This is a genomic window from Vagococcus sp., from assembly GCF_052102835.1.
GTDB lineage: Bacteria > Bacillota > Bacilli > Lactobacillales > Vagococcaceae > Vagococcus.
Map to the genome: position 1 here is coordinate 1 of NZ_JBQEIL010000011.1, position 15,229 is coordinate 15,229.

Here is a 15,229-nt window from a genome sequence, read left to right on the forward strand (position 1 = left end):
GTAGCGCATGACTGTTAATCATGATGTCGTAGGTTCGAGTCCTACTGCCGGAGTTATAAAGTTTACTAGCCTACGGTAAATACTCTGGAGAGTTGTCCGAGTTGGCCGAAGGAGCATGATTGGAAATCATGTAGGCGGTAATAACTGTCTCAAGGGTTCGAATCCCTTACTCTCCGTAATGATTTTTGTAAAGACTTTAAATAAATAGGCCCGTTGGTCAAGCGGTTAAGACACCGCCCTTTCACGGCGGTAACACGGGTTCGATTCCCGTACGGGTCATAAAACTGAATAATGGAAGCTCTATAAATATCCTTAGTAGTCTTCCATAAACAAAAGGTTCCGTGGTGTAGGGGTTAACATGCCTGCCTGTCACGCAGGAGATCGCGGGTTCAAATCCCGTCGGGACCGTTTTGGCGCAGTAGCTCAGTTGGTAGAGCAACGGATTGAAGCTCCGTGTGTCGGCAGTTCGATTCTGTCTTGCGCCATTTGGAGGGATAGCGAAGTGGCTAAACGCGGCGGACTGTAAATCCGCTCCTTCGGGTTCGGCAGTTCGAATCTGCCTCCCTCCATTTTTAGGGGTATAGTTTAGTGGTAGAACTACGGTCTCCAAAACCGTCAGCGTGGGTTCGAGTCCTACTACCCCTGTTAATTTTATAATGGCGATTGTGGCGAAGTGGTTAACGCACCGGATTGTGGTTCCGGCATTCGTGGGTTCGATTCCCATCAGTCGCCTATTTTTATTGGGCTATAGCCAAGCGGTAAGGCAACGGACTTTGACTCCGTCACTCGTTGGTTCGAATCCAGCTAGCCCAGTTTTAAATTATATAAAATGGCGGTATAGCCAAGTGGTAAGGCAGAGGTCTGCAACACCTCTATCATCGGTTCAAATCCGGTTACCGCCTTTTTATGCCGGCGTGGCGGAATTGGCAGACGCGCTGGACTCAAAATCCTGTGCCCGCTAAGGGCGTGCCGGTTCGACCCCGGCCGCCGGTATAATTTTATAATTTAAATAGTCACATGGCGATTGTGGCGAAGTGGTTAACGCACCGGATTGTGGTTCCGGCACGCGTGGGTTCGATTCCCATCAGTCGCCTTTTTTTATTTTAAACACTAAACTTAATAATATTATGGCGATTGTGGCGAAGTGGTTAACGCACCGGATTGTGGTTCCGGCATTCGTGGGTTCGATTCCCATCAGTCGCCTATTTTTATTGGGCTATAGCCAAGCGGTAAGGCAACGGACTTTGACTCCGTCACTCGTTGGTTCGAATCCAGCTAGCCCAGTTAAAAGTAAAATTTATTTTACTTTTTTTTTGTCTAAAAGATTGTAATTTTTTTGCGATAGTACTATTATTATGATAAGCCCTTTTAGTTTAGTGGTAGAACATCGGATTCGTAACCCGGGAACATCAGTTCAATTCTGTTAAGGGGCATTTGTGAAAGACTTATTAGTCATAATGTCTAATATTTTTATGCAATGAATCATATAATTTTCTCAAAAATAAAATATTAAAAATTAGAAACTGAGCATGAATGAAACTAAACTAAAGAGTTAGACTAAAAATCTAATTCTTTGTTAAATAAGACTGATTGAAATTTTTTAGTTGAAGGATGAATTTGAGAACTTTCTCAGATTCATCCTTTTTTGTACAACCCCTATTTTATACGAAAAAGTAAATCATTAGTTCTAATTAAAATTCAATGATATACTTGCGTTAAATGAACGAGAGTAGGGTGAATAATATGAAAAAAAATTAGTAAGTATTTTACTTTTTTCTTCAATCTTCCTATTTTTTGGTTGCAACTTTAAAAAGATAGAAGAAGCAGACAAACAAGATGAGTCTGTGAGCTCGACGGTTGTTAATGACACGAATCTTTCAGTTTCAGATACTAATAGGAAAAGTTTTTCTATAGAAAATAAAGGAGAGGGGAAAATTGAAATATTAGCAGCATCTGATGAAGAAGCGAGTGAAACGCCTGTTGTTTATTTAGATAAAGAAGAAAGTCCAATAATCTTAAGAGTTAAAATATCAGAAGTTAATCCGAACAAAATATCTTATTTTTATATTGACGGAGAGTTAATTGAGAAAATAAAAGTAGAAGATGACGTCCAAACATTCGAATTAACAGAATTGGAAGAATCTTTAAAGTTAGGAAATCATTTAGTTCAATTGGTTCAGTATAAAAGTAACGATGAACAGTCTGAAATTTTAATATTTAAGCAAGCTGAATATGAAGTGAAATCAACAAGTGCTGAAAATCGCGATTTTTAATAGTTTAAAAATGTGATTATCTAAGGTTATATTAAGACTTTTACTTTGTCTTGAATTTTAAATAGAAATCATTCATATTGTAGACTAGACTATATTTTATAGGAGGTCTTTAGAATGAATGAAGTCGTTATTGTATCGGCAAAAAGAAGCGCAATTGGTAAATTTGGAGGTACACTAAAAGAGGTCTCAATTACAGACTTAGCCACACAAGTTATAAAAAATCAAATAGAAGAAATTAATATAAATCCGAAAGACGTTGATGAATTAATTATTGGAAATGTTTTGGGTGCAGGTGAAGGTCAAAATATCGCTCGACAAATTGCACTTAAAGCAGGATTATCGTTGGAATCTTCAGCGTATGTGTTGAATAAAGTTTGCGGTTCTGGTCTAAAATCAATAATCAATGGCGCTCAATCTATTATTTTAGGTGATCAGGAAATTATAATTGCAGGTGGTGTTGAACAGATGACAAGATCAAGTCATCTGATACCTCAATATCGTTTAGGTAAAATGCTAGGAGATCAAAAATTAATTGATTTAATGTTGATGGATGGGCTGACGGATGCTTTCACTAAACAACATATGGGATTGACTGCTGAAAACATTGCAACTAAAGCATCTATTTCGAGAAAAGAACAAGATCTTTTTGCATTAGAAAGTCAAAAAAAAGCAGAGAAAGCTATTAATCGACATCGGTTTAGAGATGAAATTGTACCAATAGAATATCGAAACTCTGACAAAGAAAAGAGATACTTTGACACAGATGAATACCCTAGGCGAGGTTCTTCATTAGAAAAACTGTCTAAATTGAAACCAGCATTTAAAAAAGGGGGAACTGTCACAGCGGGGAATGCTTCTGGTATTAATGATGGTGCTGCTTTTGTTATTCTTATGAGTAGGCAAAGAGCAGTCGAACTCTCGTTACCAATATTAGCAAGTATTTCATCCTATGCAGTAAGTGGCGTTGAGCCAGAATTAATGGGCACAGCACCGATTGAAGCGACTAAAAAAGCATTAAAAAAAGCAAATATTAATATTGAAGATTTAGATTTAATTGAATCGAATGAAGCTTTTGCTGTACAAGCAATAAACGTTTTAAATGAATTAGAATTGAATCCAGAAATTGTTAATGTTAATGGTGGTGCAATTGCTTTAGGACACCCTATCGGGGCAAGTGGTGCTCGAATACTTGTTTCGTTAATTCATGAAATGAAAAAACGGGGAAGTAAGTATGGTTTAGCAACACTTTGTATTGGTGGAGGACAAGGGATATCTATGATTGTTAAACATTAAATAAAAGCCAAATTATCAATTGAATTTGATAATTTGGCTTTTTATTTATTTTATAAAGTAATCTAGAATTTCTTTATCAGAAAGTCCATTTGCTAAGCAAGCAGTAAGAGTGCTTGAAAGTTGTGTGAATTGATTATCTGATAAAGTTGTTTGTCCTTGTAAAATATGGTTATTAAAAATGATTAACTTTTTTTTAGAAATCAGCATAACTTTTTTGGGTCCTAAATTGCTTAATTTTTCTAATTGTTGTGTCAAATTTTGTTCTTGTGAGAAAAAATAATTCAAAGTGTCTTCATTAATAATTAGCCAGTTGATGAGAGGAAACAACTCTTTTTTTAAATGGTTAGCTAATGATAAATTAAAATCCAGTTGCATACAATCAAGAACGATGTTTTTAGTATGATTTAAGGTAAAAAAAACTTTGAAAATTTCGATATTAGTAGCTTGGTCGATTGAACCGATTTTTACTGCTTGGATTTCTTCACCAGAAAATATAGTCTGAAGTTGTTTTTTTATAATAGCACTTGGAATTTTAAAAGTTTCTAAAGAATGATTGGATGTGATGACAGTAAACCCAAAAACATTAAGGTCAAGAAACGTCTTCAAATCTGCTTGGATTCCATAAGAGCCATTTAGGGAAGAATAATTAATGGATAAGGCTTTTTTTAGCATAAAGTATCTCCTTTGTTAAAAGATGTTGCTTTATTATAGCATAGACTTAAATTAAAGTTATATTGCGAGGTTATTCACAAGCGGTAGTTATTTTTTATAGAGTTAATCAAAATAAATATTCATTATTATTCCCTTTTTTATCTAATTGTTTTATAATTATTTAAAAGGGTGTTTTTAAGAACGGGTTATTTCCTATTAATAAAGCTTTCAGTAAGTTAATATATAACAGATTTACATAATTCAATGTAACAGATGGTAACAGTTTGCAAGAAAGGGGTTAAAAAACATAAGTAAGTGAGGTTGTTCACTTTACACTGGCACAGTTGTTTCTTAGTTTTAATTTTAAAAAAACTGGAGCCGATTCCTTGCAATAATGATTTTTACGTGGTAAATTAATGATGTTGAAACAAGAAAAATAATACAGTTTATCTGTACTGTTTGAAAGCAACAATAATTATCCAAGAGAGAGGATTGTGTATCAATATGGCTAAGAAAAAAGTTAATCCACTTGATTTTGACGCTTTGTTAAAGGATATTAACGCAGAATTTCCTACTGTTCAAGTGTTAGATGAGAAAGGGAAAATTGTTAATGAGGATTTAATGCCTGATTTAACAGATGAAGAATTAGTACAATTAATGACCGATATGGTTTGGTCTCGAGTTTTAGATCAACGTTCAACAGCGTTAAATCGTCAAGGACGTTTAGGTTTCTTTGCTCCAACAGCGGGACAAGAAGCAAGTCAATTAGCAAGTCAATTTGCAATGGACAAAGAAGATGTATTATTACCAGGATATCGTGATGTTCCTCAATTAATTAAACATGGTTTACCATTAACACAAGCCTTTTTATGGTCAAGAGGTCATGCTGCAGGTAACGAATATAAACAAGATTTAAAAGCTTTACCACCTCAAATTATTATTGGTGCTCAATATGTTCAAGCCGCTGGTGTGGCTTTGGGACTTAAAAAACGTGGCAAAGCGAATGTTGCTTATACTTATACGGGTGATGGTGGTTCATCACAAGGTGATTTCTATGAAGGAATTAACTTTGCAGGAGCTTATAAAGCAAATGCTGTATTCTTTATTCAAAATAATGGCTATGCAATCTCAACACCTCGTGAAAAACAAACGGCTGCTACAACGTTAGCTCAAAAAGGGATTGCGGCTGGAATTCCAAGTATTCAAGTAGATGGTATGGATCCTTTAGCTGTTTATCAAGTAACGAAAGCAGCTCGTGATTGGGCAGTGGCTGGAAATGGACCTGTTTTAATTGAAACTTTAACATTCCGTTATGGTCCACATACACTTTCAGGTGATGATCCAACAAGATATCGTACTAAAGATATTGAAGATGAGTGGCATGGTAAAGATCCATTGACTCGTTTCCGTATTTATTTAACTGAAAAAGGTCTATGGTCTGAAGAAAAAGAAGAAGCCATTATTGAACAAACAAAAGAAGAAATTAAAGAAGCAATTAAGGCTGCAGATGCAACACCTAAACAAAAAGTTTCTGATTTCTTAAAAAATATGTTTGAAGTAACACCAAAAACAACTCAAGAACAAATTGACATTTATGAAGCAAAGGAGTCGAAATAAGTTATGGCACAAAAAACAATGATTCAAGCAATTACTGATGCTTTAGCTTTAGAACTTGAAGCAAATCCAGATGTATTAGTATTTGGAGAAGACGTTGGTAACAATGGTGGGGTTTTCCGTGCAACTGAAGGCCTACAAGAAAAATTTGGAGAAGAACGTGTATTTGATACACCTTTAGCCGAATCTGGTATCGGTGGATTAGCGTTTGGTTTAGCATTAGAAAACTTCCGTCCAGTAGCTGAAATCCAATTCTTCGGTTTTGTCTTTGAAGTAATGGATGAAGTGGTAGGACAAATGGCACGTACTCGTTACCGTATGAGTGGTACTCGTAATATGCCTGTTACTATTCGTGCTCCATTTGGTGGAGGCGTACATACTCCAGAGCTACATTCAGATAATTTAGAAGGTTTAATGGCCCAATCACCAGGTATTCGTGTGGTAATTCCAAGTAATCCATATGATGCTAAAGGCTTATTAATTTCAGCTATTCGTGATAATGATCCAGTTGTCTTCTTAGAACATATGAAATTATATCGTTCATTCCGTGAGGAAGTTCCAGATGAAGCTTACACTGTTCCCTTAGATAAAGCAGCCGTTACTCGTGAAGGTAAAGATGTATCAATCATAACTTATGGCGCTATGGTTCGTGAAGCTATTAAAGTTGCGGATAAATTAGAAAAAGAAGGTATTTCTGTTGAAATTATCGACTTACGTACCGTTGCTCCATTAGATGTTGATACAATCATTGCTTCTGTTGAAAAAACAGGACGTGTAGTTGTCGTCCAAGAAGCTCAAAAACAAGCAGGGGTTGGCGCTCAAGTAGTTTCAGAAATTTCTGAACGTGCCGTTCTTTCACTTGAAGCACCAATTGGTCGTGTTTCTGCTCCAGATACTATTTTCCCATTTGGACAAGCAGAAAATGCTTGGTTACCAAATGCATCTGATATCGAAGCAAAAGTAAAAGAAGTTTACGAATTTTAGAACTAGCTTAACGTAACGGATAAAGAAGGAGAGTAAGCAGATATGGCTTTTAAATTTAAATTACCAGATATTGGTGAAGGTATTGCAGAAGGCGAAATCGTAAAATGGTTTGTCAAAGCTGGCGATACAATCAACGAAGATGATACATTATTAGAAGTGCAAAATGATAAATCAGTAGAAGAAATCCCTTCTCCTGTAACAGGTAAAGTCCTAAAAGTTGTTGTTCCAGAGGGAACAGTGGCAAACGTGGGTGATGTACTTGTAGAAATTGACGCACCAGGTCATGAAAGTGAAGAAGAAACTCCAGCAGCACCTGAAGAAGTTGCTGTAGAAACAGCAGCACCTGTAGCAAGTGGCGGAGTTTTCCAATTTAAATTACCAGATATTGGTGAAGGTATCGCAGAAGGCGAAATCGTAAAATGGTTTGTTAAAGCTGGCGATACAATCAATGAGGATGATACATTATTAGAAGTACAAAATGATAAATCAGTAGAAGAAATTCCTTCTCCTGTAACAGGTAAAGTCGTGAAAGTTGTTGTTGCTGAAGGAACAGTAGCTAATGTAGGTGATGTACTTGTAGAAATTGACGCACCAGGTCATAATGATGCAGCACCAGCAGTAGTAGCTTCAGAAGCAGCTAAAGCTCCAGTGGCTGTACCAGAAGCAGCACCAGCAGTAGCTAGTGCGCCAACAGCATCAAGTGCAACTGGAAATCCGTCTAACCGTGTGTTAGCAATGCCTTCAGTTCGTCAATATGCTCGTGAAAAAGGTGTTGATATTACTTTAGTCACTCCAACAGGTAAAGCTGGTCGTGTCATTAAAGCGGACATCGATAACTTTGGTCAAGCACCAGTAGTAGCATCTGAAACAGTTAATGTAGCTACAGAAACAGTTTCATCTGTTTCAACACCAACAATTAAAGCAACTCCAACACCATTTGTTGGAACACCAGAAGCAGAAGTTAGAGAAAAAATGACACCAACGCGTAAAGCAATTGCTAAAGCGATGGTAAATAGTAAACAGACAGCACCTCATGTAACATTACATGATGAAGTTGAAGTTTCTAAACTTTGGGATCACCGTAAGAAATTTAAATCAGTAGCAGCAGATCGTGATACAAAATTAACATTCTTACCATATGTTGTTAAAGCTTTAACAGCAACAATGAAAAAATTCCCAGTAATGAATGCATCAATTGATGATACAACTGATGAAATTGTTTTCAAAAATTACTATAACATTGGTATCGCAACAGATACAGATCATGGATTATATGTTCCAAATATCAAACAAGCAGATACAAAAGGGATGTTTGATATTGCTGATGAAATCAATGAAAAAGCAGCACTTGCGATTGAAGGTAAGTTAACAGGACCTGATATGCGTGGTGGTACCGTTACAATTAGTAATATTGGTTCAGTTGGTGGTGGTTGGTTTACACCAGTTATCAACTACCCAGAAGTAGCTATTTTAGGTGTGGGTACAATTACTCAACAACCTGTTGTAAATGCAGATGGCGAATTAGCAGTTGGCCGTATGATGAAATTATCATTGAGCTTTGACCACCGTATCGTAGATGGAGCTACAGCTCAAAAAGCGATGAACAATATTAAACGTTTATTAGCAGATCCAGAATTATTATTAATGGAAGGTTAAGGTGAATCACGCATGGTAGTAGGAGATTTCGCAGTAGAATTAGATACAGTCGTCATTGGGGCAGGACCTGGTGGATATGTAGCAGCAATTCGTGCCGCACAAATGGGGCAAAAAGTCGCAATCATTGAGCGTGAATTTATTGGAGGGGTATGTTTGAATGTTGGATGTATCCCATCTAAAGCTTTAATTAGCGCCGGTCATAAATTCCATGATGCTAAACATGCTGAAGTTTTCGGTGTGTCTGCTGAAAATGTGACACTAGATTTTACTAAAACACAAGAATGGAAAGATAAAACGGTTGTTTCTAAACTTACAACGGGTGTTGAATTCTTGTTGAAAAAAAATAAAGTTGAAATTCTTCGTGGAGAAGCTTTCTTTGTTGATGAAAACACATTACGTGTGATGCATGAAGATAGTGCTCAAACTTACTCATTCAATAATGCGATTGTGGCAACAGGTAGTCGTCCAATCGAAATTAAAGGCTTTAAGTTTGGTGGTCGTGTTATCGATTCAACAGGTGGATTAAACTTGACTGAAGTTCCTAAAAAATTAATCATCGTTGGTGGTGGTGTTATTGGTGCTGAATTAGGTAGTGCTTATGCTAACCTAGGTGCTGAAGTTACTGTTTTAGAAGGCTCACCTCAAATTTTACCTACTTTTGAAAAAGACATGGTTAAATTTGTAGAAGCTGATTTCAAGAAAAAAGGCATAACCGTTGTGACTAAAGCAATGGCTAAAGAAGCAATTGATAATGGTGATAGCGTGACTGTTAACTATGAAGTCGACGGTAAAGAAGCAACAGTTGAAGGTGATTATGTCATGGTAACTGTTGGTCGTCGTCCAAATACTGATGATTTAGGTTTAGAAATTGTTGGTGTTGACATGACGGATCGTGGCTTAGTGAAAGTAGATAAGCAAGGACGTACTAATGTTCCAAGTATTTGGGCAATTGGTGATATCGTTCCTGGAGCTGCTTTAGCTCATAAAGCTAGTTTTGAAGCTAAAATTGCGGCAGAAGCTATTTCAGGAAAACCAGTTGAAAACGACTATGTTGGGATGCCAGCAGTAGCTTTTACTGATCCAGAATTAGCAGTTGTTGGAATGACTGAAAAAGAAGCCAAAGAAGCCGGATTAGATGTTAAAGCCTCTAAATTTACATTAGGTGGTAATGGTCGTGCGTTATCATTGAACCAAACAGAAGGTTTTGTACGTTTAGTAACGACTAAAGAAGATAATATTATTGTTGGTGGCCAAGTTGTTGGTGCTGGTGCGAGTGATATGATTGCTGAAATCGGCTTAGCTGTTGAAGCAGGCATGAATGCTGAAGATATTGCTTTAACGATTCACTCTCATCCATCATTAGCTGAAGCAGTGATGGATACTGCTGAATTAGCATTAGGTTTACCAATTCACGTATAAAATTAAAATAAAGCAACATTTACTCGGACGTAAGTCGTCTTGAAATTAATTTTTCAAGACGACTTTTTTTATAATAGAGTGACTAACGATTTTAGTGAAAATATCAAATAAAGTATCGAAATGAAGAGTTTTGCTATTGAATCGTCACAATTTTATCATTTGAGAAAGGATATCCGTCTTAGGATGGATGTCACTTTTTTCTAATATGATATAATGTGCTCACTTAACAAAAAGTTAAGAATTATAGGAGTGTGTTGGAATATGTCGTTATTATTTAATTTTTTATTGATTACGTTAAAATTTAGTGCCGGTTTTTATCTAGCTATGATTGTGGGATACTTTATCTCTGGAAAAGATAAACGTAAAATATCTAAAAGTATTGTGGCAGCAATTATTTTTACGGTGCTCGGATTTATTACTGTTTATATCACTTTACCACCTCAAACATTAAGTAATTTGTTGTTAATTAATCTATTTAATTATATTTTAGGAATGATTCTTGTTCTTTTTTTAAACGCAGGTTCGTTGGTAAAAAAACAGTTAAAAACAAATAAACGAATTGTGATTAATGAAACGTCGCCGGATGGTTCAAAACTGATTAAGGCATTAGTTATTGGAATTATTGGTCTGGTTATACTGATTATTTATATGCCTGTTGCTCGAATTTTGAGCACGGATCAAATTTATCAAACAATTAATGTAAAAAAAGTAAAAGAAACTGAAGAATTAGTGTCGACTAAGGAAACACCAATAGCCATGTCAACAAAAAGTGCTAAAAATAAAATGCAAAAAATGATTAGTAGCGTTCCTAACTATAGTGCTTATAAATTAGGGACAATGACAGCTCAAGTGATTGATGGAGAGTATGTCTATGTTTCAGGTATCGAGTATCGAAGTTTTTGGAAATGGAATCGTTTTAAAAAAGTTCCAGGGTATTTCAAGGTTAGTGCAACTGATATAAATGCACAACCTGAATTTATCAAAAAAAGCATGAAATATGTACCAAGTGCTTATTTGTGGCAAGATGCTGAACGCGCAATTTATTCTAAATCATCCAATTATGCTCGTATGGGAGCTGTTAATTTGGAGATTGGTGATGACGGGACTCCTTACTACGTAACCACTCTTTATAAAGAATTTGGTGTCAGTGGTAAGAAACGTTATGATCAATTTAAGGTCGGGGTCTTAAATAGTGAAACAGGCCAAACTAAAGTTTATGAATTGGAAGAGACGCCAAAAGATATTGACGCTCCTTTAACAAGTGCGGTTGCAAGTAGTATGAATAATTATTTTGGACTCTATGGTAAGGGGTGGCTAAATAGTGTCTTTACGAAAGATGATGTCAAACAACCCACAAGTAATGGAATTTATTCAAGTGGGGCAGTGACTCCTTTGATGTCAAAATCAGGTGATTTACTCTATTTTACGGACTTTACGAGTGACGATTCTAAACAAGATAGTGCGTTAGGCTATAGTTTAATTAATGCTAGAACGGGCGTTATGGAATATTATCGTGATAATAAAGGTATGATGGATAGTGATGGCGCAATCTCCATTGCTGAAAAAATTTATCCAGAGAAAAAATGGGATGCAAAGATGCCCATCCTTTATAACGTTGAAGGAGTTCCGACCTGGATCATTTCATTGCTAGATGTGAATGGTATTTTTAAAGGTTATGTTTATGTTTCCGCAACGGACAGCGATATTGTAGTTGATGGAAATGATGCTCAAAAAACATTAGAAGCATATAAAGTAAAATTAAGCATGAAAGGCAGTAATAATCGTAATACGAAAAAAGCTGAAAAAGAGATAATCAGCGGGGAAGTATTACGTGTCAATAAACTAATGATTGACGGAACAGAGACAGTTTCGTTCTTGCTTAAAGAAGATTCAACAGTTTACACAATAAGTACTTCTAACAATGTTTATAGTATGTTCTTAAAAGAAGGCGACCAAGTTACTTTTGAAGTAAATAAAGATTCAGACAATGCCTTGTCAACGATTGACGATATCGAAATTGAAAATGTGACGCCTAAAAAGTAATTTAACTTGACTATTAAAAGTGAACCCTGTATCATACATTTTGGGCCCCCTTTTAGTAGGGGCAGAAGAACACGTAGAGCTCCTTATTCTCTTGGTATTAGAGAATAGGGAGTTTTTTATTTGTTTTTGTCGTAAATCCTCTCAATAAATTGATAAGGGGTTTTGAAAGATGACAAAGTATATTTTTGTAACAGGTGGCGTGGTTTCTTCGATAGGGAAAGGAATTGTAGCAGCATCATTGGGTCGATTACTAAAAAATAGAGGATTGAATGTAACGATTCAAAAATTTGATCCTTATATCAACATTGACCCAGGAACAATGAGTCCTTATCAGCATGGTGAAGTTTTTGTGACAGACGATGGGACAGAAACAGATTTAGACTTGGGGCATTATGAGCGTTTCATTGATATTGAATTAAATCAATATTCTAATGTGACCACAGGAAAAATTTATGCTGAAGTTTTACAAAAAGAACGGGAAGGAGCTTATTTAGGAGCGACAGTACAAGTCATTCCACATATTACCAATGCGATTAAGGATAAAATTAAACGAGCGGCGGAGTTAACACAGGCAGATGTGGTGATAACAGAAATCGGCGGTACAGTAGGTGATATCGAATCCCTTCCTTTTTTAGAGGCATTAAGACAAATGAAACAAGAGGTTGGTAGTGAGCAAGTTTTGTATATTCATACGACATTACTCCCGTATTTAAAAGCGGCAGGTGAGATGAAAACAAAACCAACTCAACATAGTGTTAAAGAGTTACGTTCTTTAGGAATTCAACCTAATATTTTAGTCGTTAGAGCGGAACAACCAATCTCAGAAAATATAAAAACTAAATTGGCACAATTTTGTGATGTTCCTAAAGAAGCCGTTATTGAGTCACTAGATGTCGATACATTATATTCGATTCCATTAAATTTACAAGCTCAAAAAATGGATGATCTTGTCTGTCGTTACTTAAAGTTAGAAACACCTACAGCTGAGATGAAAGAATGGCGAGAACTTGAACAACGTGTTTTAAATTTAGAAAAACAAGTAACGATTGCAATCGTAGGAAAGTACGTGGAATTACCAGATGCCTATCTTTCTGTAGTTGAAGCATTGAAACATGCTGGCTATGAATTTGATGTGGATGTTAAAATTAAATGGGTTCAATCTGAAGATTTAACGACAGTTAATGTTAGTCAAACATTGGCTAATGTCATGGGGATTTTGGTTCCTGGTGGTTTTGGAGAACGTGGAGTCGAGGGGAAAATAATAGCTATTCAATACGCTCGAGAAAATGATATTCCTTTTTTAGGGATTTGTTTGGGAATGCAATTAGCTTGTGTTGAGTTTGCGCGCCATGTTTTAGGTTTGAAAGAGGCACATTCTTCAGAATTGAATGAAGAAACAAGTGATCCTGTCATTCATCTAATGGATGAACAGAAAACAGTGGCAGAACTAGGGGGAACTTTAAGATTAGGAGCTTATCCGTGTGAGTTAAAAAAAGGGAGCATTGCGTCAACATGTTATGGTCAGGAAAAAATGGTATTTGAACGTCATCGTCATCGCTATGAGTTTAATACTAATTACCAGTCTCTATTTGAAAAAAAAGGTATGGTTTTTTCCGGAACATCACCAGATGGAAAATTGATGGAGCTGGTGGAGTTACCAGCATTAAAATTTTTTGTAGCAGCACAATATCATCCTGAGTTTCGCTCACGTCCCAATCGAGCACACCCTTTATTTAGTGGGTTTATTAAGAGTTTGATGTGCTATCATTAATAAAGAGCTTATAATAGAGAAATGTATTATTTTTTAAGGAGGAGATTAGTTGGAAAAATTAAGTCGGAGGAGCAATGAAAAAAGAGAGCGATATTTCCATTATCAATTATTTATATGTTTTATTTTATTTATCGTTATGGCATGTTTGATCCCTTTAACGTTTGGGGATGATTTAGATTGGGGAGGACCAGCGGGGATTGAGCGTTTAAATAATTGGTTTGATAATTATAATGGACGCTATTTTGGTAATATTTTAATTATCACTATTTCTCGCTTCGCAATATTCCGAGTTTTACTTTATGGTGTGATAAATACTATGATAGTCTATGGAGTCATGAGATTATCCAATGCTAAAAATAGATTTGTTCCTTTTGTTGTGACAGGATTATTATTATTAATTCCTTATTCAGTATATGCTCAAACATTTAGTTGGTTTTCAGGATTTGTTAATTATAATGTTGGAATTGCTTTAACATTATTAATTTGGACGCTTGTTTTGAAAGGGTCTGAACGTTTTTATCCAGCAAAAATTGTATTGCTTTTAGTTCTTTCTTTTCTTGTCCAATTATGTATGGAAAATATAACGATGTTTAATGTTTTATTTTCAATTATTTTTTTAGTTGTTTTATTTAAGAAAAAACTTGTAGGTTATCGGTTAACTTATCTAGTCGGAAGTATTTTAGGGGCAGCAATCATGTTTTCCAATTCTGTTTATCATACGATTGCTTCTGGTGATGATGGTTATCGGACTTTTGATTTAGAAAAAATTAGAACCGTATTTTTTACCCATTACTTACAAAGTTATTTATTTAATAATTGGCTAATTTTAGCTTTGATTGCTATTTTAATTTGGACTTTATATCAAAATAAAAACAAATTAATGCTTATCCCGTTGTTTGTAATTACAGCATTTCCAATTTTTGCTATGATGCTCAGTGTTGCTCATATTGAGTTGGCTGAATTAAGTTTATCTTTAGCAACTGTTTTTGGTTTTGTTAGTTTAATTTATTTAATCATGTTACTTTTTGCTATTCGCGGACTTGAGGATGTGAACATAAAAGAAAACTTTTGGATGATTTTTCTCTTTGGTGCTTCTTCAGGTATTGTTTTAGCTCCATTTTTAATTGTGACACCTTTCGGACCGAGAGCAGGATTAGCATCTTACGTCTTTTTTGTGATGATTGCGATAACACTTTTGAATGCATTATTGGCTAGAGAAACAGTAAAAGTTAATATTTGGAGATTTAATTATCTTGCAGCTGTCTTTTTCATTTCTGTCAGCATTATTTTTATCGGGATTCATAGTGTTAACTTATATTATTTTAACAAACGTAATGTCTTGATAAAAATAGATGATAAAGCTAAAACAGCAACGGTCAAAAGATTGCCATTTGATCAGTATACACATTATATAAGTCCTCCAAACTATGGGGAAATTGCCCCAAGAACGTTTAGAGAAAAATATGATATACCGAAAGATTATAAAGTAGTTAGTGTTCCGTACAAATTAGATTAATATTACATA

Annotated in this window: 10 protein-coding genes and 14 tRNA genes; 23 read left to right on the forward strand and 1 reads right to left on the reverse strand. The window is 35.5% G+C overall.

Annotation, left to right across the window (positions count from 1 at the left end):
• The first annotated feature begins 86 nt into the window (after positions 1-86).
• The 16 genes from ACTJFD_RS09915 to ACTJFD_RS09990 all read left to right on the forward strand — a co-directional run bounded on the left by ACTJFD_RS09915 (position 87) and on the right by ACTJFD_RS09990 (position 3,566).
• Positions 87-176: transfer RNA gene (locus ACTJFD_RS09915), tRNA-Ser, on the forward strand.
• A 31-nt stretch (positions 177-207) separates the two neighbouring features.
• Positions 208-279 (forward strand) — tRNA-Glu (locus tag ACTJFD_RS09920).
• A 56-nt stretch (positions 280-335) separates the two neighbouring features.
• Positions 336-408: transfer RNA gene (locus tag ACTJFD_RS09925), tRNA-Asp, on the forward strand.
• A 4-nt stretch (positions 409-412) separates the two neighbouring features.
• A tRNA-Phe gene (locus tag ACTJFD_RS09930) sits at positions 413-485 on the forward strand.
• A gap of 3 nt (positions 486-488) precedes the next feature.
• Positions 489-569 (forward strand) — tRNA-Tyr (locus ACTJFD_RS09935).
• A 5-nt stretch (positions 570-574) separates the two neighbouring features.
• Positions 575-645 (forward strand) — tRNA-Trp (locus ACTJFD_RS09940).
• 14 nt (positions 646-659) lie between these two features.
• Positions 660-732, forward strand: a tRNA-His gene (locus ACTJFD_RS09945).
• A gap of 9 nt (positions 733-741) precedes the next feature.
• Positions 742-813 (forward strand) — tRNA-Gln (locus ACTJFD_RS09950).
• Positions 814-831: 18 nt separating this feature from the next.
• A tRNA-Cys gene (locus tag ACTJFD_RS09955) sits at positions 832-902 on the forward strand.
• 6 nt (positions 903-908) lie between these two features.
• A tRNA-Leu gene (locus ACTJFD_RS09960) sits at positions 909-993 on the forward strand.
• Between the two features lie 27 nt (positions 994-1,020).
• Positions 1,021-1,093, forward strand: a tRNA-His gene (locus ACTJFD_RS09965).
• Positions 1,094-1,130: 37 nt separating this feature from the next.
• Positions 1,131-1,203 (forward strand) — tRNA-His (locus ACTJFD_RS09970).
• 9 nt (positions 1,204-1,212) lie between these two features.
• Positions 1,213-1,284, forward strand: a tRNA-Gln gene (locus ACTJFD_RS09975).
• 78 nt (positions 1,285-1,362) lie between these two features.
• Positions 1,363-1,433: transfer RNA gene (locus ACTJFD_RS09980), tRNA-Thr, on the forward strand.
• Positions 1,434-1,844: 411 nt separating this feature from the next.
• Positions 1,845-2,273: a hypothetical protein gene (locus ACTJFD_RS09985; RefSeq protein ID WP_442261346.1), complete on the forward strand. Its 429-nt coding sequence runs from the start codon at positions 1,845-1,847 to the stop codon at positions 2,271-2,273.
• A gap of 114 nt (positions 2,274-2,387) precedes the next feature.
• Complete coding sequence (locus tag ACTJFD_RS09990; RefSeq protein ID WP_442261347.1) at positions 2,388-3,566, forward strand: acetyl-CoA C-acetyltransferase; 1,179 nt, start codon at positions 2,388-2,390, stop codon at positions 3,564-3,566.
• 45 nt (positions 3,567-3,611) lie between these two features.
• On the opposite strand, the gene ACTJFD_RS09995 is transcribed toward ACTJFD_RS09990, so the two are convergent.
• Complete coding sequence (locus ACTJFD_RS09995; RefSeq protein ID WP_442261348.1) at positions 3,612-4,238, reverse strand: bifunctional hydroxymethylpyrimidine kinase/phosphomethylpyrimidine kinase; 627 nt, start codon at positions 4,236-4,238, stop codon at positions 3,612-3,614.
• A gap of 483 nt (positions 4,239-4,721) precedes the next feature.
• On the opposite strand from ACTJFD_RS09995, the gene pdhA reads away from it, so the two are divergent.
• The 7 genes from pdhA (at position 4,722) to ACTJFD_RS10030 (ending at position 15,220) form a co-directional block, all read left to right on the forward strand.
• A complete protein-coding gene (gene pdhA / locus ACTJFD_RS10000; protein WP_442261349.1) occupies positions 4,722-5,834 on the forward strand; it encodes a pyruvate dehydrogenase (acetyl-transferring) E1 component subunit alpha in 1,113 nt (370 codons plus the stop codon).
• 3 nt (positions 5,835-5,837) lie between these two features.
• Complete coding sequence (locus ACTJFD_RS10005) at positions 5,838-6,815, forward strand: alpha-ketoacid dehydrogenase subunit beta (protein ID WP_442261350.1); 978 nt, start codon at positions 5,838-5,840, stop codon at positions 6,813-6,815.
• 42 nt (positions 6,816-6,857) lie between these two features.
• Entirely contained in the window at positions 6,858-8,471 is a 1,614-nt protein-coding gene (locus ACTJFD_RS10010; protein WP_442261351.1) for a dihydrolipoyllysine-residue acetyltransferase, read from the forward strand.
• Between the two features lie 12 nt (positions 8,472-8,483).
• Positions 8,484-9,890: a dihydrolipoyl dehydrogenase gene (lpdA, locus tag ACTJFD_RS10015; RefSeq protein WP_442261353.1), complete on the forward strand. Its 1,407-nt coding sequence runs from the start codon at positions 8,484-8,486 to the stop codon at positions 9,888-9,890.
• A 261-nt stretch (positions 9,891-10,151) separates the two neighbouring features.
• Entirely contained in the window at positions 10,152-11,933 is a 1,782-nt protein-coding gene (locus tag ACTJFD_RS10020; protein WP_442261355.1) for a DNA-binding protein, read from the forward strand.
• Positions 11,934-12,102: 169 nt separating this feature from the next.
• Positions 12,103-13,704 carry a CTP synthase gene (locus ACTJFD_RS10025; protein WP_442261356.1) on the forward strand — a complete coding sequence of 534 codons (1,602 nt, stop codon included), beginning with the start codon at positions 12,103-12,105 and terminating at the stop codon, positions 13,702-13,704.
• A 49-nt stretch (positions 13,705-13,753) separates the two neighbouring features.
• Positions 13,754-15,220 (forward strand): DUF6056 family protein, encoded by a 1,467-nt coding sequence (locus ACTJFD_RS10030; protein ID WP_442261358.1) that lies wholly within the window; start codon positions 13,754-13,756, stop codon positions 15,218-15,220.
• Positions 15,221-15,229: the final 9 nt, after the last annotated feature.

Excerpts from the sequence above, each read along its gene's own strand:
- ACTJFD_RS09990 (WP_442261347.1), top strand. The coding sequence starts at position 2,388 with ATGAATGAAGTCGTTATTGTATCGGCAAAAAGAAGCGCAATTGGTAAA.
- ACTJFD_RS09995 (WP_442261348.1), bottom strand. The coding sequence starts at position 4,238 with ATGCTAAAAAAAGCCTTATCCATTAATTATTCTTCCCTAAATGGCTCT.
- pdhA (WP_442261349.1), top strand. The coding sequence starts at position 4,722 with ATGGCTAAGAAAAAAGTTAATCCACTTGATTTTGACGCTTTGTTAAAG.
- ACTJFD_RS10005 (WP_442261350.1), top strand. The coding sequence starts at position 5,838 with ATGGCACAAAAAACAATGATTCAAGCAATTACTGATGCTTTAGCTTTA.
- ACTJFD_RS10010 (WP_442261351.1), top strand. The coding sequence starts at position 6,858 with ATGGCTTTTAAATTTAAATTACCAGATATTGGTGAAGGTATTGCAGAA.
- lpdA (WP_442261353.1), top strand. The coding sequence starts at position 8,484 with ATGGTAGTAGGAGATTTCGCAGTAGAATTAGATACAGTCGTCATTGGG.
- ACTJFD_RS10020 (WP_442261355.1), top strand. The coding sequence starts at position 10,152 with ATGTCGTTATTATTTAATTTTTTATTGATTACGTTAAAATTTAGTGCC.
- ACTJFD_RS10025 (WP_442261356.1), top strand. The coding sequence starts at position 12,103 with ATGACAAAGTATATTTTTGTAACAGGTGGCGTGGTTTCTTCGATAGGG.